This window comes from Streptomyces sp. NPDC048290 (assembly GCF_040652095.1).
Lineage (GTDB): Bacteria > Actinomycetota > Actinomycetes > Streptomycetales > Streptomycetaceae > Streptomyces.
On record NZ_JBEZLM010000044.1, the window covers coordinates 1 to 18,268 of the forward strand.

At 72.6% G+C, this 18,268-nt stretch carries 15 protein-coding genes; 8 read left to right on the forward strand and 7 right to left on the reverse strand.

Going from position 1 to position 18,268, the window contains the following annotated elements; all coding sequences use genetic code 11:
* Nucleotides 1-315 precede the first annotated feature (315 nt).
* Nucleotides 316-1,311: a LysR family transcriptional regulator gene (locus AB0D49_RS40305; protein ID WP_362768762.1), complete on the reverse strand. Its 996-nt coding sequence runs from the start codon at nucleotides 1,309-1,311 to the stop codon at nucleotides 316-318.
* A gap of 361 nt (nucleotides 1,312-1,672) precedes the next feature.
* Here AB0D49_RS40305 and AB0D49_RS40310 point away from each other — a divergent pair, with 361 nt between their 5' ends.
* The 5 genes from AB0D49_RS40310 to AB0D49_RS40330 all read left to right on the forward strand — a co-directional run bounded on the left by AB0D49_RS40310 (nucleotide 1,673) and on the right by AB0D49_RS40330 (nucleotide 8,565).
* Entirely contained in the window at nucleotides 1,673-3,148 is a 1,476-nt protein-coding gene (locus AB0D49_RS40310; protein ID WP_362768765.1) for an aminopeptidase P family protein, read from the forward strand.
* 56 nt (nucleotides 3,149-3,204) lie between these two features.
* Nucleotides 3,205-4,662, forward strand: coding sequence for an aminopeptidase P N-terminal domain-containing protein (locus tag AB0D49_RS40315; protein ID WP_362768768.1), 1,458 nt, complete (start codon nucleotides 3,205-3,207; stop codon nucleotides 4,660-4,662).
* Between the two features lie 182 nt (nucleotides 4,663-4,844).
* On the forward strand, nucleotides 4,845-5,531 hold the full coding sequence (locus AB0D49_RS40320) for a GntR family transcriptional regulator (RefSeq protein WP_362768771.1): 687 nt from the start codon (nucleotides 4,845-4,847) through the stop codon (nucleotides 5,529-5,531).
* Nucleotides 5,476-5,610: a pentapeptide repeat-containing protein gene (locus tag AB0D49_RS40325; RefSeq protein ID WP_362768774.1), complete on the forward strand. Its 135-nt coding sequence runs from the start codon at nucleotides 5,476-5,478 to the stop codon at nucleotides 5,608-5,610. The genes AB0D49_RS40320 and AB0D49_RS40325 overlap by 56 nt, the downstream gene beginning before the upstream one ends.
* A gap of 321 nt (nucleotides 5,611-5,931) precedes the next feature.
* A complete protein-coding gene (locus tag AB0D49_RS40330) occupies nucleotides 5,932-8,565 on the forward strand; it encodes a collagenase (RefSeq protein WP_362768777.1) in 2,634 nt (877 codons plus the stop codon).
* A gap of 89 nt (nucleotides 8,566-8,654) precedes the next feature.
* On the opposite strand, the gene AB0D49_RS40335 is transcribed toward AB0D49_RS40330, so the two are convergent.
* Together AB0D49_RS40335 and AB0D49_RS40340 are read right to left on the reverse strand one after the other, a co-directional pair.
* Nucleotides 8,655-9,761 carry an ABC transporter substrate-binding protein gene (locus AB0D49_RS40335; protein ID WP_362768780.1) on the reverse strand — a complete coding sequence of 369 codons (1,107 nt, stop codon included), beginning with the start codon at nucleotides 9,759-9,761 and terminating at the stop codon, nucleotides 8,655-8,657.
* A 77-nt stretch (nucleotides 9,762-9,838) separates the two neighbouring features.
* Complete coding sequence (locus AB0D49_RS40340) at nucleotides 9,839-10,558, reverse strand: TetR/AcrR family transcriptional regulator (protein WP_362768783.1); 720 nt, start codon at nucleotides 10,556-10,558, stop codon at nucleotides 9,839-9,841.
* 143 nt (nucleotides 10,559-10,701) lie between these two features.
* Here AB0D49_RS40340 and AB0D49_RS40345 point away from each other — a divergent pair, with 143 nt between their 5' ends.
* Nucleotides 10,702-11,952 (forward strand): saccharopine dehydrogenase C-terminal domain-containing protein, encoded by a 1,251-nt coding sequence (locus tag AB0D49_RS40345; protein WP_362768786.1) that lies wholly within the window; start codon nucleotides 10,702-10,704, stop codon nucleotides 11,950-11,952.
* Nucleotides 11,953-11,968: 16 nt separating this feature from the next.
* Here AB0D49_RS40345 and AB0D49_RS40350 read toward each other — a convergent pair whose 3' ends face one another.
* A complete protein-coding gene (locus tag AB0D49_RS40350) occupies nucleotides 11,969-12,241 on the reverse strand; it encodes a hypothetical protein (protein ID WP_362768789.1) in 273 nt (90 codons plus the stop codon).
* Nucleotides 12,242-12,390: 149 nt separating this feature from the next.
* Here AB0D49_RS40350 and AB0D49_RS40355 point away from each other — a divergent pair, with 149 nt between their 5' ends.
* Together AB0D49_RS40355 and AB0D49_RS40360 are read left to right on the forward strand one after the other, a co-directional pair.
* Nucleotides 12,391-13,107, forward strand: a complete 717-nt coding sequence (locus AB0D49_RS40355; protein WP_362768791.1) for a polysaccharide deacetylase family protein — start codon at nucleotides 12,391-12,393, stop codon at nucleotides 13,105-13,107.
* A gap of 631 nt (nucleotides 13,108-13,738) precedes the next feature.
* Complete coding sequence (locus AB0D49_RS40360) at nucleotides 13,739-14,344, forward strand: response regulator transcription factor (protein ID WP_362768794.1); 606 nt, start codon at nucleotides 13,739-13,741, stop codon at nucleotides 14,342-14,344.
* A gap of 143 nt (nucleotides 14,345-14,487) precedes the next feature.
* On the opposite strand, the gene AB0D49_RS40365 is transcribed toward AB0D49_RS40360, so the two are convergent.
* Genes AB0D49_RS40365 through AB0D49_RS40375 form a run of 3 tightly spaced genes read right to left on the reverse strand, consistent with a single transcriptional unit; the run spans nucleotide 14,488 to nucleotide 18,171 of the window.
* Nucleotides 14,488-16,236: an ABC transporter ATP-binding protein gene (locus tag AB0D49_RS40365; RefSeq protein WP_362768797.1), complete on the reverse strand. Its 1,749-nt coding sequence runs from the start codon at nucleotides 16,234-16,236 to the stop codon at nucleotides 14,488-14,490.
* A complete protein-coding gene (locus AB0D49_RS40370; RefSeq protein WP_362768800.1) occupies nucleotides 16,229-18,007 on the reverse strand; it encodes an ABC transporter ATP-binding protein in 1,779 nt (592 codons plus the stop codon). Before AB0D49_RS40370 ends, AB0D49_RS40365 begins: the two co-directional genes overlap by 8 nt.
* Nucleotides 18,008-18,033: 26 nt before the next feature.
* Nucleotides 18,034-18,171 carry a SapB/AmfS family lanthipeptide gene (locus AB0D49_RS40375; protein ID WP_362768803.1) on the reverse strand — a complete coding sequence of 46 codons (138 nt, stop codon included), beginning with the start codon at nucleotides 18,169-18,171 and terminating at the stop codon, nucleotides 18,034-18,036.
* Nucleotides 18,172-18,268 lie beyond the last annotated feature (97 nt).

The following is an 18,268-nucleotide window of genomic DNA, read 5'->3' on the forward strand; positions in this document are numbered from 1 at the left end:
GCTACCTGGGATTTTGTCGGGGGCGGCGTGAGTGCGTGCCGGGCGTCGCGACGCCACGGAGATCCGTCAGACACCCCCTAGGGCCGAGGTGCCTCAGCCGGACGAGTCAGGAGTCCCGACGCATTGGGGTCGGCCCGCCGTCCGGGGCAGCCGCCCAGCCGCGCGCAACGCGAGAGGGCCGGGGGTACGCGGTGCACCGGAGCGGCGGAAGCCGCAGGGCTGACGCCGCCCGGCGGAGTCAGTCGCCCAGTACGGCGCCCACGGCCACGTCACACACGGCCACGTCACACACCCGACCCCACGCCCACAACCGCGTCACACCCCCGACCCCCCGCCCATCGTCCGCAACCCGTCCGGCAGCCGCGTAGTGGTGTAGGCGCGGGCCAGCCAGCGCTGGAGATGCGGGGCCTGGGCCAGCAGATTGCGGTAGGTGCGCACGGCATGGTGGTGCAGCGCCTCGACGACGGGTGCCGGCACCGCCTCCCGCCGCCAGATCAGCAGATGGCGCTGCCACAGCGGATCACCGGCCAGCGGTTTGACGAGGACGCCGTCGATGGGCCGCAGGGTGGGCTGGACGGCGGTCACGCCCATACCCTTGGCGATCATCGACTGCAACTGATCGAGCACATGGAACTCATGGGTCCCGGCGGGCTGGAACCCGGCGGCCTGGCAGGCGTCGTAGAACGCTCCGGGCCAGCCCACACCGTCGTCGGAGGAGACGAACCAGGTGTCCTCGGACAACTCCTCCAAGGGCACTTCGACGCGGTGCGCGAGCGGATGCGCGGCGGGCAGGGCGACAAAGATCGGCACGGTGTTGATGGCGCGGTGGGCGAGGGCGGCGGAGTGCCGGACCGGGAGCCCGGGGTAGTCGCAGCCGAGGACGGCGTCCAGCTCGCCGGACTCAAGCTGTCTGAGGAGTTCACCGGTGGCGTAGACGCTGGACACGGAGACCGTGAGGTCCGGACTGGTCTCCCGCAGGGCCTCCAGCAGCATCGGCACCACGGGCGTGTTGGTGACGCCGAGGCGCAGTGGTCCGGCGGCCGGGGCGGGGACGTCCGTACGCCGCCGGACGAGGGCGTCGGCGCGGGTGAGGATCTCACGGGCCTGGCTGACGACATCGGCGCCGTAGGCGGTCAGCTCCATTCCGGCGCTGCTGCGGACGAAGAGCCCTTCGCCGAGCAGCCGCTCGATCCGGCGGAGCTGGGTGCTGACGGCGGGCTGGGTGAAGCCGAGGGCGACCGCCGCGCGGCCGACGCTGCCGGAATCCGCGATCGCGCACAGCACGCGCAGATGGCGCAGCTCCAGTTCCATCGGTCACACCTCGCTGGGGATCGGTCCGCCTCACCCTAGGGGAATCGCCGTCCATTATGCGCGGGGCGGGATACACCCCGGTGAGGGGACGCCGGCGAACGCCATGACCGGACTGCCGGACGCCATGACCAGGCCGCCGGACGTCACCACCAAGCCGCCGGACGCCATGACCGGACCGGCGGACGCCATGACCGGACCACCGGACGTCACCACCATGCGCCCCGGGCGTTATGACCGAACCGCTCGTTCTCCTATGCCTCGCCCCGTTGCCTGCGAACTGGTCCGGACCGACCATTCGTGAACGGTCTCCGCACCCGGGCGCAGCCATGGCCGCGAGGTGCCGTGAGGAGACGTGACCAGGATGTACGCGAGGCAGGAGGCGCCGGTGGCCGGGGAGACGGACGAGGGCAAGCAGCGCAAGAACGGGCTGTACCGGGGGGTCAGCGCCGAGCTGGCGGAGAACATGAAGCGGGGCTGGGCGGACACCGAGCGGCATGGGCTCACGCCGATCGCGCAGGCCGCGTACACCGCGCGCCGCCGGGCGGAGCTGTCCGCCCGCTTCCCCGGTGAGCTGCTGGTGATCCCGGCGGGCACCGCGAAGGTGCGGGCCAATGACACGGCGTACCCCTTCCGGCCCTCCTCGGACTATGCCTATCTGACCGGTGACCAGTCCCAGGACGCCGTGCTGGTGCTGGAGCCGGAGGCGGGCGGCGACGGACACCGGGCCACCGCCCATCTCCTGCCGCGCTCCGACCGGGACAACGGAGAGTTCTGGCTCGACTACCACGGCGAGCTGTGGGACGGACGGCGCAACAGTCTCACCGAGAACGAGCGGCTGCTCGGTCTGGACTGCGCCGATGTCCGTGCCCTGCCCGGTCTGCTCGCGGCGGCCACCGGCCCGGTCCGGCTGCTGCGCGGCTACGACGCCGGTGTCGACGCCGGTGTCGACGCCGCTCTCGCCGGGCGGACGGCGGACGGCGACGACGACGCGTTCCGGGTCGCGCTGTCCGAGATGCGGCTGGTGAAGGACGCCTTCGAGATCGCGGATCTGCGGTTCGCCTGCGAGGCGACGGCGCTCGGCTTCGAGGACGTCGTCCGGAGCCTCGCCAGCGGCGCTCCCACCTCCGAGCGGCTGATCGAGGGCACCTTCTTCACCCGCGCCCGGATCGAGGGCAACGACGTCGGCTACTCCTCGATCTGCGCGGCGGGACCGCACGCCACGACCCTGCACTGGGTCCGCAACGACGGTGAGGCCCGCCCCGGCGATCTGCTCCTGCTCGACGCGGGCGTGGAGACCCGCAACCTCTACACCGCCGACATCACCCGCACCCTCCCGGTCGACGGCCGCTTCACCCCGCTCCAGCGCCAGGTCTACGAGGCGGTGTACGCGGCGCAGGAGGCGGGGATCGCCGCGGTCAAGCCGGGTGCCGCGTACCGCGACTTCCATGAGGCGGCGCAGCGGGTGCTGACCGAGCACCTGACGGCCTGGGGGCTGTTCGGGCACCGGTCGGTGGAGGAGGTGTACACGCTTGGACTCCAGCGGCGCTGGACCCTCGCGGGCACCGGTCACATGCTGGGCATCGACGTCCATGACTGCTCCAAGGCCCGTACGGAGCTGTATGTCGACGGCACGCTGGAGCCGGGCATGGTGCTGACCGTCGAGCCCGGCATCTACTTCCAGCCCGACGACCTGACCGTGCCCGAGGCGTACCGGGGCATCGGGGTGCGGATCGAGGACGACATCCTGGTGACCGAGGACGGCAACGAGAATCTCTCGGCCGCGCTGCCCCGCACGGCGGACGACGTCGAGACATGGATGGCCCGGCTGCGGGGCTGAGTCCCGCCCCGGCCGACGAGACGGTACGGCCCCACCACGACACAGGGGAACCATCGATGAGAGAGCACAGCGACGTGCACGACACGAGTGCGGACGGGCGGGACCATCCCGGGTCCGCCGTACCGGACGGCGGCGGACCCTTCGCGGGCGGCTGGGCGGACACCGGGCTGCGGCCGGCGCCGCTGACGGGCGCGGCGTACGCGGCGAAGCGGCGCTCGGCGGTGTCCGAGCGGTTCCCGGGTGAGCGGATCGTCGTCCCGTCGGGCGGCGCGAAGGTCAGGAGCAACGACTTCGACTACGCGTTCCGGCCGCACTCCGCGTTCGTCCATCTCACCGCCGAGCAGGGTTCGGAGGCCGTTCCCGACAGCGTCCTCGTGTTCGAGCCGACCGGGAGCGGGCACGCGGTGACCCTGTTCACCCGGCCCCGGTCGCCGCGTGACGGCGGCCCGCGCGGTACCGAGTTCCACAGCGACCGGCGGCACGGCGAGTTCTGGGTCGGGCGGCGCCGGACGCTGCGGGAGACCTCGGACGCGCTCGGCGTCGAGACGGCGTCCCGGGACGCGCTGGACCGGGCGCTGCGCGAGGACGTCCCGACCCGGGTGCTGCGCGGGGTGGACGCCCACCTCGACGCCCAGCTCGCCACGGACCCCCGCGCCGACGCGGAACTGCGCACCTTCCTCTCCGAGCTGCGGCTCTTCAAGGACGACTGGGAGACCGGTCAGTTGCGGGCGGCCGTGGAGTACACGGTCGCCGGGTTCCACGACGTGGCGGGCGAACTGCCGTACGCCAGTGGGCTCGCGCGCGGGGAACGCTGGATCGAGGGCACCTTCAACCGGCGGGCCCGGCTCGGCGGCAACGGACTGGGCTTCGACACCATCGCGGCGGCCGGGGCACACGCCTGTGTCCTGCACTGGATGCGCAACGACGGCCCGGTCCGCGAAGGTGACCTGCTCCTGCTGGACGCGGGCGTCGAGGCGGACTCCTTCTACACCGCCGACATCACCCGCACCCTGCCGGTCGGCGGTCGCTTCAGCGATGTCCAGCGCCGGGTGTACGACCTGGTGTTCGCCGCCCAGTCGGCGGGGATCGCCGCGCTGCGGCCGGGCGCCCGCTACAGCGACTTCCACGAGGCCGCGATGCGGGTGATCGGGCAGGGCCTGGACGCGTGGGGGCTGCGCCCGTACGGCAGTACGGCGGCCACGCCCGAGGCCGATCTGTACCGCCGCTACACCGTCTGCGGTACGGGCCACATGCTCGGTCTGGACTGCCATGACTGTGCCGCCGCCCGCTCCACGACCTATCTCGACGGGGTGCTCGAACCCGGCCATGTGCTGACCGTGGAGCCGGGACTGTACTTCCAGCCCGACGATCTGACGGTCCCGGAGGAACTGCGCGGTATCGGCGTCCGGATCGAGGACGACTTCCTGATCACGGCCGACGGGGCGCAGTGCCTGTCGGCCGGGCTGCCCAGGGCCGCCGACGAGGTGGAGCACTGGCTGGCGGCCCTGCGCTGACCGTGCGCGGCACGTCCGTGGGCACCTTGACGGGTGGCTCGCGGGGGTCCGCCTAGGGAGGCACACGGCGGCGGCCCGTACAACGGCGTACGGGCCGCCGGCGTGCCTCAGTCATAGCAACGTCACATTGTATAGTGGGAGGTTAATGGGCTGATCAGACGGAGGAACGCGGAGGAGCACGGATGCCTCATCTCGAACCGCAGGTGATCTCCGTCCAGACCCATCTGCGGGACCAGGTCGCCAACGCGCTCCGTGCCGCCCTCACCGCCGGTGAGTTGCGTCCGGGGGCGATCTACTCGGCGCCCGCCCTGGCCGCTCAGCTCAGTGTCTCCGCCACTCCGGTGCGCGAGGCGATGCTCGATCTGGTCCGGGAGGGTCTGGTCGAGGCGGTGCGCAACAAGGGTTTCCGGGTCACCGAGATGACCGAGCAGGACCTCGACGAGTTCACCGAGATCCGCACACTGATCGAGGTCCCGACGGTCGGGCGGGTCACGGCCACGGCGAGCGCCGAGCAGTTGGCGGCGCTGCGTCCGCTGGCGGAGCGGATCGTGACGGCGGCCGAGGAGCATGACGTCCTGAAGTATCTGGAAGCCGATCACCGGTTCCATCTGGAGCTGCTGGCGCTGGCGGGCAACGGTCATCTGGTCGATGTGGTGGCCGATCTGCGCAAGCGGTCACGGCTGTTCGGGCTGAGCAGTCTGAACGAGTCGGGCCGTCTGGTCGCCTCCGCGCGCGAGCATGTCGAGCTGCTCGATCTGATGGTGGCGGGCCGGGTCCAGGAGGCGGAGGACTGTATGCGCCGCCATCTCGCCCATGTCCGCACCCTGTGGGCGGACGGCCGCGCGGACGCCGACACATGTGTCAGCTGACCTGACTTCAGCTGACCTCATTTCAGCTGACCTCACCTCAGGTGACCTCACTTCAAGTGACCTGACTGAGCCGACCTGACTCAGGCGACCTGAGCGGTCCGCGCCGCACCCGACGACATCCACGAGGGCGATCCCCTCCGCCCCCCAACCACCAGGCGCTTCCCCCTGCCCAGAGCCCAACTGCCCCCGCACATAAGCCCCTTAAAAACCCTGGATTCCGTCAGATGACTTCCCTCTGACATGTCAGGTGTGCAATGGTACATGTCACATAAGGTCGTGGTCATGTCAATCTTGGCATCGGTCGTGCTCGGTCGTGCTCCCCTGATCGACGGCACGCCCCCTCCCCGATCCACGACCCTCGCATCCCCCATAGGCCACTTGTCGTGTGGTCCAACCCCTCATGGGAGGCACAGTGAGAACGTCATGTGTCCGGCGCGGTCTGGGTGCGGCACTGCCGCTGGCCCTGGCCGTCGCCCTGGGCGCCGGTCTGCTGACCCAGCCGGCCAGTGCCCGCACCGGGACACCGGTCACCGCCGCACCGGCCGCCGCCGGAGCCGACCGGCCCACCGCTCCCCCGCCGATGCCCGGCACCTCCGCCCCCGCCGACACCGAACATGTCGGCGACACCCGGCGCACCGCGTCCGAACTCCCGCCGCTGGCCGCGGACAAGGACGCGCTGAAGGAGGCGTACGGCAGCCACGACACACCCGCGCTGCGGCCCGCCAAGTCGGCCGAGTCGGCCCCCGCGACCTCGGCGGCACGGGAGCAGGGCACCGGGAAGTCGGCGGAGAAGTCCGCCGCCGCGTGCAATGTCTCCGACTTCACCGGCCGCACCGGCAGCGCCCTGGTGCAGCAGATCAAGGCGTCCACCACCGACTGTGTGAACACCCTGTTCAGCCTCACCGGAAGCGATGCCTACGGGGCGTTCCGCGAGGCGCAGATGACGAGCGTCGCCTACGCCCTGCGCGACGGCTCGGCGTCCTACCCGGGCAACGCCACCACCGGGATGCCGCAGCTGGTGCTCTATCTGCGCGCCGGGTACTACGTGCAGTACTACAACTCCGGTGCCGTGGGCGCCTACGGCACCGGACTGCGGACCGCCATCCGCGCCGGGCTCGACGCGTTCTTCGCCAGCCCTCGCTCCCGTGATGTCACCGACGCCAACGGGGAGACCCTCGCCGAGGCCGTCACGCTCATCGACAGCTCCGAGGAGAACGCCCGGTACCTGTATGTCGTCAAGCGGCTGCTGGCGGACTACGACTCCACCTGGAACTCCTCCTGGTGGATGCTGAACGCGGTCAACAACGTCTACACGGTGACCTTCCGGGGCCACCAGGTGCCCGCGTTCGTCACCGCTGTCCAGTCCGACCCCAGCCTCATAGACTCCCTCTACTCCTTCGCGTCCGGCCATCTCTCGCTGCTGGGCACCGACCAGTCGTATCTGACCTCCAACGCGGGACGCGAACTCGGCCGGTTCCTCCAGCACTCCGCGCTGCGGAGCAAGGTCCGTCCGCTGGCCGCCGGGCTCCTCAACTCCACCTCCCTCCAGGGCGCCACCGCTCCCCTGTGGGTCGGTGTGGCCGAGATGACCGACTACTACGACAAGGCGAACTGCGCCTACTTCGGCACCTGCGACCTCCAGGGCCAGCTGGCGCGGGCGGTGCTGCCGGTGACGTACAGCTGCGGTTCCAGCATCACCATCCGGGCGCAGCAGATGGCCGCCGCCGAGCTGACCGCAAGCTGTACCAGCATGCGCAACCAGGACGCCTACTTCCATGGCATCGTCCGGGACAGCGGGCCGGTCGCCGGGGACAACAACGCGAAGATCGAGGTCGTGGTCTTCGATTCCAGCACCGACTACCAGACCTACGCCGGTGCCATGTTCGGGATCGACACCAACAACGGCGGCATGTACCTGGAGGGCGACCCGGCCGCGGCGGGCAACCTGCCCCGCTTCATCGCCTACGAGGCGGAATGGCTGCGCCCGGAGTTCCAGATATGGAACCTCAACCACGAGTACACCCACTACCTCGACGGCCGCTTCGACATGTACGGCGACTTCAACGCCAACATCACCACCCCGACCATCTGGTGGATCGAAGGCTTCGCCGAGTATGTCTCCTACTCCTACCGCGGGGTGCCCTACACGGCGGCGATGACCGAGGCGGGCCGCCGGACCTACGCCCTGAGCACCCTCTTCGACACCACGTACAGCCATGACACCACCCGCGTCTACCGCTGGGGCTATCTGGCCACCCGCTACATGCTGGACAAGCACCGCGGCGACATGGACACCGTGCTCGGCTACTACCGCAGCGGCAACTGGAGCGCCGCCCGCACCTATCTGACCAGCACCATCGGCACCCGCTACGACAGCGACTGGTACACCTGGCTCGCGGGCTGCGCGGCCGGGGACTGCGGCGGCGGCACCAACCCGCCCGGCAACCAGGCCCCCACCGCCGCGTTCACCACCAGCGTCCAGAACCTGAAGGTCGCCTTCACCGACCAGTCCACCGACTCCGACGGCACGGTCACCGCCCGGTCCTGGACGTTCGGCGACGGCACCACCTCCACCGCCACCCACCCCACCAAGACCTACACCACCGCCGGCACCTACACGGTGACCCTGACCGTCACCGACGACAAGGGCGCCACCGCCACCGCCACCCGGGCGGTCACCGTCAGCTCCGGCGGCGGCACCGTCCCCGAGTGCACCGGCACCGACATCAGGGAACTGGGCCGCGACTGCCGCCGCAGCAACCAGTCCGCGACCACCGGGAACTACACCTACCTCTACCTCTACGTCCCCGCCGGGACCACCCGGCTGACCATCACCACCTCGGGCGGCACCGGTGACGCCGACCTCTACTACAGCGGCAGCGGCTGGCCCAGCACCACCAGCAACACCCACCGGGCCACGGGCAGCGGCAACAGCCACACCCTGACCGTGGACAACCCCCCGGCGGGCGCCCAGTACATCAGTCTGTACGCGGTGAACGGCTTCAGCGGGGTCACCGTCAGCACCAGTTACTGACCCGACCGGCGTTCACGACGACCCCACGGCCCGGGTCGGCGGCAGGGGGATCCGTCCTCCGCCGCCGTCCCGGGCCCGCCCGTCGTCTCCTAGCGCAGCACGCGGAACCGACCGGGGTCCGCCGGGTCGCGGTCGGCGATCTGCACCGGCGGCCAGACCCACTGCCAGACATCGATGCCCGGGGTGCGCGAGAAGCGGATACGGCCCCGGGTGCCGTCGACGGCGACCTGTTCCCAGCCCGCCGCGATCCGCGCCCGGTCCGCGCCCTGGGCGCGGAACACCTCGGCGAGGACCAGGATCGTGTCGTAGCCCTCGAAGGCGACGAAGGATGGTGTCGCGGCGAGCCGGTCCCGCAGTCGCGCCTCGGCGCGGGTCCCGAGGGGGGTGAGGTGGTCGGGGAGGTAGCGCAGGAAGGGGATTCCGGCGCCGTCGGGGCCCAGCAGCGCCGTCCATCCGGGCAGCTCCGGTTGTCCGGCGGGGGCGCCCAGCATGATCCCGGCCATGCGCCGGTCCGCGCGGACGGCCCGGACGAGGGGCACAGCCGGTTCGGGGTGGCCGGTCAGGAGCAGCAGGGCGGTCACCCGCTGCTCGGCGAGCGTGTCGCACAGCGCCTCGGGGTCACCGGGGTCGAGGACGACGACCGTGCCGCCGCGCGGAGTGAGATGGTCGCGCAGGATGCCGGTCCCGGCCGCCCAGTAGACGCTGGGGTCGGCCGCCACGGCGATCCGGCGATGGCCAGCCGCCAGGAGGTGGTCCGCGTAGATCCGCCAGCCGTGGGACTGCGCCGGGGCGATCCGGGCCACCCGGTCGGTCGGCTGGTCGGTGAGCGCGTCGAGCACCGCCGAGGAGCACAGGAAGGGCACGCCGAGCGCGTCCGCGCGGGACGCGACGGCTCGGGCGACGACGCTGTGGTACTCCCCCGCCAGCGCGGCCACGCCCAGGGCGGCCAACTCCGTCACGGCCGCCTCGGCCCGCTGCGGCTGCGCGGCGGTGTCCCTGACCAGCAGCTCAAGAGGCGCCCCGTGCACTCCTCCGTCGGCGTTGACATCCCCCACCGCCAACTCCATCCCGGCGAGCAGGTGCCGTCCCGCCTCGACCCAGCCGGGCGGGGTCAGTGGCGCGAGGGCCCCGATCCGGAGGGGCTCGGGCAGGATGTTCGACCGTGTGCGGTCCTGGTGGGTCGGCATGGCGGACATTGCATCCAGGGTGATCGCGCGCGGGCAACCCATTAACCGGTCAGCCGGTCGATGGCTTGCCCGACCGGTCGGGCCGCTCACCCGGGGTCGGCCCGGCGCAGGGTCCTGAGCCGGCCGTCCGCGCTGGCCAGCAGCATGTCCAGGGCGACCGGGTAGGCGCTGCGGTTCATCCGGGCGGCGAGCAGCGGCGCGGTCGCGGCGATGTGCGGATAGCTCTCGGCGGGCAGCCGGGCGTACGTCGCCTCCCACTGTGCTTCGTCCAGGGTGCGGGAGGTCTCCGTCAGGGCGAGGGCGGCGGCGTCCAGCGCGGCGAAGGCGAGGGACTGGTCGATGAAGGCATGGAAGATCAGCACCGCCTCGGGGTCGGGGAACCCGGCGGTGCGCAGGATGCCGAGGACGGTCTCGTCGGCGGCGATCTCCCGGGGACGGCCGGTGACCCGGCTCGTGGTGAGGACTGCGGCCTGCGGATGGGCGAGGTAGGCGCCGTGAATACGCAGTCCGATGTCACGCAGGTCGCCGCGCCAGTCCCCGCAGGTGGTCCAGCCGTCCAGGGCGCGGCCGATCAGTTCCTCGCCGATGGCGAGGGTGAGGGCGTCCATGCCGTCGAAGTAGCGGTACAGGGTGCTGGGGTCGGCGCCGAGGGCGGTACCGAGACGGCGGACGGTGAGCCCGGCGGCACCGTGTTCCCGCAGCACGCGCAGGGCGGTCTCGACGATCAGGCGTTCCGACAGGACGGTGCCCTGCCGGGTGGGGCGCCGCCGTCGGCGGGCGTCCTCGGGGACGACCTGCTTGGCCACGACTGCCCACCTCCCATCCCCTTGGACGCTTATGCCAACACCATTGACCTTAACTCGCGCGTGCGGCTTTCATCCCTCCCGGGGGCGCCGGTCGGCGCGTATCCCATGGAGAGACAGCCAGGCTGTGGAGAGAGGGCTTCGTCATGCGTGTACTGCTGGTGGGCGCCGGTGGCGTCGGTACCGCGATCACCCGGATCGCGGCGCGGCGGGACTTCTTCGACCACTTCGTCGTCGCCGACTACGACCTCGGGCGCGCCGAGGCGGCCGTCGCGGCGGTGGCCGATCCGGCGGGCCGGTTCACCGCGCGCCGGATCGACGCCTCCGACCAGGCAGCGGTGACCGCGCTGCTCACCGAGGAGCGCTGCGATGTGCTGCTGAACGCCACGGACCCGCGGTTCGTGATGCCGCTGTTCGAGGCGGCGCTCGCGGCGGGCGGCCACTATCTGGACATGGCGATGTCGCTGTCCCGCCCGCACCCCGAGCGGCCCTACGAGGAGTGCGGGGTGAAGCTCGGCGACGAGCAGTTCGCGCGGACGCGGGAGTGGGAGGAGTCGGGTCGGCTGGCGCTGGCCGGGATGGGCGTCGAGCCCGGTCTGTCGGATGTGTTCGCCCGGTTCGCGGCGGAGGAGCTGTTCGACGAGATCGAGGAGATCGGCATCCGCGACGGGGCGAACCTGGCCGTGGCGGGGTACGACTTCGCCCCGTCGTTCAGCATCTGGACGACCATCGAGGAGTGTCTGAACCCGCCCGTGGTGTATGAGCGGGAGCGGGGCTGGTTCACCACCGAGCCGTTCAGCGAGCCGGAGGTCTTCGACTTCCCCGCAGGCATCGGCCCGGTGGAGTGCGTCAACGTCGAGCACGAGGAGGTGCTGCTGGTGCCGCGCTGGGTGAACGCCCGGCGGGTCACCTTCAAGTACGGGCTGGGCGACGACTTCATCGGCAAGCTGAAGACCCTGCACGCGCTCGGCCTGGACGCGACGGAGCCGGTGCCGGTGCGCGCCGCCGACGGCACCGCCGTACACGTCTCCCCGCGTGACGTGGTCGCCGCCTGTCTCCCCGACCCGGCCACGCTCGGCGACCGGATGACCGGCAAGACCTGCGCGGGCACCTGGGTGAAGGGCACCAAGGACGGCCGCCCGCGCGAGGTGTATCTGTACCACGTGGTCGACAACCAGTGGTCGATGCGGGAGTACGGCTCCCAGGCCGTGGTGTGGCAGACGGCGATCAATCCGGTCGTCGCCCTGGAGCTGATCGCCGGTGGGGTGTGGACCGGCAGCGGTGTCCTCGGTCCGGAAGCCCTCCCTCCGCGCCCCTTCCTCGATCTGCTGACCGCGTACGGCTCGCCCTGGGGTATCCGTGAGGACGGCGTGGAGACCCTGTCCGCGGCCGTCTGACGGGACCGGCGGCTGGTCAGGGGCTGTCCCCTGTCCAGTCGAAGCGGCGGGGGTCGCCGGGCCGCGGGTCGTAGATCGCGCGTCCGCCGACCCCGTACCGGCCCAGGTCGGTACGGAGGGCGACGCCGGTGCGGAGTTCGTCCGGGGGCCGTCCGGTGACGTCCAGCAGCAGCCCGTCCAAGGGGCCGCCGATGAGATGGACGTATGTCTGCCCGGGGCGGGGGCCGGGATGGTCGGGGTCGGTGCCGTAGACCCGGCCGCGTAGGAGCCGCTCCTCGTCGCTGTTCATTCCTCCAGGCTCGCAGCCGCCACTGACAACGGGGTGTTCCGGCCGTCGACCGAGCCGTCCGGCCGCCCCGGCTTGGCCAGATCTCATGGGCATCCAAGGCCCCCTGGTGTGTGTCTCACAAGGCAAACCCGTTCGCCTTGGAGGACCCTGTGCGCCGACGCCTTGTCATCTCAACCCTCGTCACCGCCCTGTGCGGTGGCACTCTGGCCGGTACCGCCGTACCGGCCGGCGCCGCACCGGCGGCGGTCGACTGCCGCCGGGTGAAGTGTGTGGCGCTCACCTTCGACGACGGTCCGGTCGCCGACTCCCGGCGGCTGCTGGGCATCCTCAAGGAGCGCAACGTCAAGGCGACGTTCTATCTGGTCGGCAAGAACGTCCAGCGGTATCCCACGACCGCGCGCGACGCGCACCGCGCCGGGCACCAGATAGGCAACCACAGCTGGGACCACGCCGACCTGACCCGGCTCACCTCAGCGCAGGTCAGATCGCAGCTCTCCCGGGCGGACACGGCCATCAAGCAGGCCACCGGCGTCAAGCCCAGCACCCTGCGCGCCCCGTACGGCGCCCACAACGCGACCGTCCGCCAGGCCGCCGACCGGCCGCTGGTGCACTGGAGCGTCGACACGCTGGACTGGCGGTACCGCGACTCGGCCAGGATCGTGAAGACGGTCAAGGAGCAGACGAAGCCGGGGGACATCGTCCTGCTGCACGACATCCACCGCACGACGGTCAACGCGGTCCCGGGCATCATCACGGCCCTCAAGGCACGCGGCTTCCACTTCGTCACCGTGGACCAGCTGTTCGCCCCGACGAGGCTGCCCGCGGAGAAGGTGACCTACCACAACCGGGCCGCCTACCGGCCGTAGCCCGGAGCCGGACAACCGGACAGCCGGACAACCGGGAGAGTCGGAGAGTCGGACAGCCACCCGCACCGCGCGCCCCTCGCCCGGGGCGGGTGAGTCCCCTCGCCTGACCCGCCCGCACGACGGCGGGGGCACCCTCCTGGCGCCCCCGGCCGGAACGTCCTCGCCAGGCCGACGCCCAGCCCATGTGGCCCGTCGGCACCGGGCCGGTCACCGGACCCCGCATCGGACGGCGGCCGTGACAGGGCCCGCGAGTTCCTCATCCACGCCCCGGAACTGATCCCTCCGGTGGGCGTGTTCCGGCCCGGCGGCCCCGTCCCCGGCCGCGTTTTCTGGCCAGCTCCGCCCTCACGCCTGGCGTATTAGGCATTTTGTCAGTGGCGTTCTCATCCAGCGTGCTCAACTGGTGAACGGTCACGCACAGAGCGTACGCGATTGTGTGGAAAGTGAGCGAAGGAGCCCGACCCGAACAGTGCCCGACAGCGCCCCGGCCCTGGGCCGTTCCGTCCATCACGCCACTTGCCGCGCCCTTCAGCGCCCCCCGGCGCCCTTCCGCGCGAGCCCCGCGCCCGTATCGCGGTGTGTGCCGTCACCCATGTCGTACCGAGCGTACGTACCGAGCGGAGGAACTCATATGACGACCGTTCTCCTGGTCCACGCGGTGCCCCTCTGGCGGGCCTCCTTGGCCTGTCTGCTCAGTACGGACCCGCGCATCAGGGTGCGGACCTCGGACAAAGGCGGGCTGCGCGGCTGTATGGCGGAAAGTCCAGCGGACGTGCTCGTGGCGGACCTGGAGTGTCCGCACTCCATGGAGGTACTGACCTTCATGGAGTCCCTGAGCCCCGCCGCCGCGCACTCCCCCGCCCTGGTGGTGCTGGCGCGCGGCGACCGGGCCGGTGATCTGCGCCGGGCCGGTGACGCGGGAGCCACCGGGTATGTCGACAAGCTGGGCCCCGTGGACAATCTGGCCGCCGTGGTCCACAAGGTCGCGGACGGCGGACGGCATATCGACGAGTCGCTGGCCTTCGGACTGCTGCGGGCCACGGACGTCCCGCTGTCCCCACGGGAGTTACGCGTCCTGGCGCTGGCGGCGGAGGGCGAGTCGGTCAGCTCGATAGCGAACGCGCTGCACCTGGCGAGCGGCACGGTCCGGAACTATCTCGCGGCGGCGATACGCAAGACCGGCGCCCGCAACCGGATGGACGCGATCCGGCTGTCCCGGGACTTCGGCTGGCTCTGACGCCGCCTTCTTCAGACGCATCCGCTGAAGAGGCCCCGGCTTCGGACGCCCCTGCCTCGGACGCCCCTGCCGAAGAGGCCACCTCGGACGCCCCTGCCGAAGAGGCCCCGGCTTCGGACGCCCCAACCTCGCACGCCCCTGCTTCACACGCCCCTTCCCGCCCGGTCCCAGTGACCCGCCAGTTCCCGGTAGAGGGGTGAGCGGACGGCGAGTTCGGCCGCGGTGCCGGTGTCGGTGCGCGGGCCGTCCAGGACCAGGACGCGCCCGGCGCGCCGCGCCGAGGTGAGCCGGTGGGCGATGACGACGAGGGTCGTGGCACGGGCGGCGAGCGCGTGTTCCGCCCGTGCCTCGGCCGTCGGGTCCAGTTGGCTGGTGGCCTCGTCGAGGATCAGCAGCGGCGCGTTCGCCACATGCGCCCGCGCCAGCGCGACGAGCTGGGCCTCGCCGGGCGACAGACCGCGCGGATCGATGACGGCGTCCAGCCCGCCGAGCCGCTCCACCAGCGCCTCCAGCCCGATCGCGGCCACGGCGGCGGCGATGTCGGCGGGCCGGGCGGCCGGGCACAGATACCGCAGGTTGTCGCGGAGCGTGCCGGTGACGACGTACGGCTGCTGGGGCAGCAGGGTGCGGTGGGCGAGGTCCGGTACGGGTACGCCCCGCCAGCGGATCTCGCCCCGGGTGGGGGCGAGGACGCCCGCGAGCAGCGCGGCGAGGGTGGACTTGCCGCCGCCGCTGGGTCCGACGACCGCCAGATGGTCACCGGGGCTCAGGGTGAGGTCCAGTCGGTCCAGGACGGGCCGGGCGCGGGGGCCGTAGGCGAAGGAGACGGAGCGGAGTTCGGCCTCGGCCTCGGGCTCGGTGGCCGTCGCCCCGGTCGGGGGCTTGCGCGAGCCCGCGAGGGACGGCTCTCTGAACGCCGGTGTCGCGGGCGGCACCGGTGGCGTGGTGAAGCGGTCGAGGACGACGATCAGCCGTCCGCCCGCCGCGCCGACCGCCGTGAGCAGGGCGTTCAGCGCGGGTGCCAGGGACGCCGTCAGATAGGTGAAGGCGCCGAGCAGTTCACCGGTGGTCGCCCCGGTGCGCAGCAGCCAGGGCGCGGCGGCCAGCAGACACAGCGGCGGGACGCGTTCCGCGACGGCCAGCGCCACGACCCGGGCCGCCGCCCAGCGGGCCAGGGAGCGGGCCGCGCGGGTCTGCCGGGCGGTGAGGTCGGCCGCGCGGCGGGTGGTCGGTCCGGCCGCGCCCGCCGCCGCGATGTCCCGCAGGGCGGCGGCGGTCTGACCGGCGTGCGCGGTGTACTCCTCGTCCAGGTCCAGACAGGCCCGTTGGCGGGCGCCCATCGGGACCACGGTGGCCAGGAACAGCGCCGCGCCCAGCAGCAGCGGAGGCAGCACGACCAGCAGCAGACGCGGGGCGAGCGCGGCGAGCCCGGCCAGTGCTCCGGCGGCGGTGAACACGAAGCCCCGGGCGGCCAGGACAAGTCCGGCCCAGCCGTCGCGGGCGATCTCGCTCTGCCGGGTGACCTGGGCGACCGCGCGGGCGGCGGTCGCCGGGCCGCCGGTACCGCCGTCGACGGCGCGGCGCACCGCCCGGCGCACCAGTCCGTCCCGCAACGGCTCCACCAGGTCGGCGAGGCGGGCGAAGACGCCCCGGGTGGCGAGGAACGCGGGGACGAGGGCGAGGGCGCCGAACGCCAGCCAGAGCAGTCCGGTGCCGGGCGCGCCGGTGAGGAAGCCGTCGTCGAGGGAGCGGGCGACGGCGTATCCGCCCGCGAAGGTCTGGCCCGCCTCCAGCAGCGACCAGCCGCCGAGCCGGACCAGCGCGCCCCGCCGCGCCGCGAGGAACGGACGTCCCTCCCGCAGCACCCGGCGCAGCGCCCCCAGTTCACTCATGGCCGTCCTGTCCGTCGTGCTCCCCGTCCGCCGCGAACAGCGCCCGGTACTCCGCCGCGTCCCGCCACAGGTCGGCGTGCGATCCGGTGGCCCGCACTGTGCCGTCCGCCAGCCAGATCACCTGGTCCGCCGCCGCTGCCGCCGACGCCCGGTGGGTGACCACCAGCCGGGTGCGGGTCCCGGCCATGCGGGCGAGGGCCCGCTGCACCCGGTGGTCGGTGACCGTGTCGAGGCTGGAGGTGGCGTCGTCCAGGATCAGCAGCCGGGCGTCGCGGGCGAACGCCCGTGCCAGTCCGAGGCGCTGGTGCTCGCCCCCGGACAGCGGCGCGTCGGTGAGCGGGGTGTCGAGGCCGAGCGGGAGGCGTCCGGTGAAGTCGGCGGCGGACGCGTCCCGCAGGGCCCGCCGCAGCGTCCGGGCGTACGGACGGGTCGGGCCCGCCGTGACGGTGTCCGCCAGGGTGGTGCCGAGCGGGGCGGGGCGGGCGAAGGCGTGGGCGACGGCCTGGCGCAGCGGGCCGGGGGCGAGCGTGTCGAGGGGGACGCCGTCCAGGAGCACGGTCCCGGCGTCGGGGTCGGCCAGCCGTCCGGCGACCGCGGCGACCAGTGACTTCCCCGCGCCGGAGCGGCCGACGAGGGCGGCCGAGGTGCCGCCGGGCACGGTGAACGACACGCCTGCGAGAAGCCGTCGGCCGTCCCTCACGACCTCCACCGCGCGCAGTTCCAGCGTCCCGTTCCCGGCGGGCGGCAGCGTCCGCGCGCGATGCGGTACGGCGGGCAGGGCGAGCAGCGGGTCCAGGCGGCGGGCGGCGCTGCGTCCCCGGGCGATGCCGCTGAGGGCGCTGGTGAGGACGCCGAGGCCGATCGCGAGCAGGGCGTAGCGGGATGCGGCGAGCAGGTCGCCGACGCCCAGCGCGCCGGTGGCCGTGCGCAGTCCGGCGACGGCCAGCACCAGCAGGCTCAGCAGCGGCAGCAGGACGGCGGCTCCGGCGGCGGCGCGGCCGTGGATGTCCCAGGTGCGGTGGCCGTGCGCGGAGAGACGGCCGAGGGGTTCGGTGACCCGGGCGCGTTCCCGGGCGGCCGTCCCGGCGGCCCGTACGGTCGCGGCGCCGTCCAGGACTTCTGTCAGCCGGGCCGCGACGAGGGCCTGTTCGCGCTGGTAGTCGGCGGCGGTGACGGACGTACGGCGGACCAGGAGGCGGAGCAGGACGAGCAGCGCGGGGAACCCGGCGAGCAGGGCGAGGCCAGTCCAGGGGTCCACGGCGAACAGGGCGACGGTCGCGCCGACCGGGATCAGCACGCCGCCGACGGTCTGGGCGACGGCGGCGGGCACGGTGGCCGCCTCGGCGGCGTTGGCCGTCAGCCGGGTGGTGAGGTCGCCCGGCGCGTGGGCGCTCGCGCGGCCGGGTTCGGCGCCGAGCAGCCGGTCCAGGAGCGCGGCCCGCAGCCGGGCGGCGCCGGTGGCCGTGCTGGTGCCGCCGAGGAGGGTGACCAGGGCGTCGAACCCGGCCTCGGCGGCCGTCAGGGCGGCGCAGACGGCGAGCGCGGACCAGGGGACCCGGCCGTCGGCCACGATCCGGTCCAGCGTGGTGCCGAGCGCGGCGGGCAGGGCGAGTGCGGCGAGGGCGCCGCCGGTGGCGCACAGGACGAGGAGGACGAAGGCGGGGACCGGGGGGCGGGGCGGTGCGCCGCCCGTCGCGGCGGCCGACGGGACCGGCCCCGGAGGATGTCCGGGGCCGGTCCGTACCGCCTTCGTCGTCAGCGGTGGCTTCACTCAGCGCGTGGTGAGCGGTCGAGCGCTCAGAAGCACTGGATGACGCTGACCGAGCTGCCCGAGCAGAGGAGCAGGCTCGCGCTGCTTCCGGTCTCCAGGTCACCGATCGCCTGCTCCTCGGCGGACTCGGCGATCTCCAGGGTCTGCAGGTCGAGAAGGGCCATGATGTGCTCCTTTTTCATGGGGACGGTTCCGACGGACGTTTGTGGTGCCGTGGTGCTCGCAGAACGGGCAACACAGGCAACACAGGTACTGCTGGTG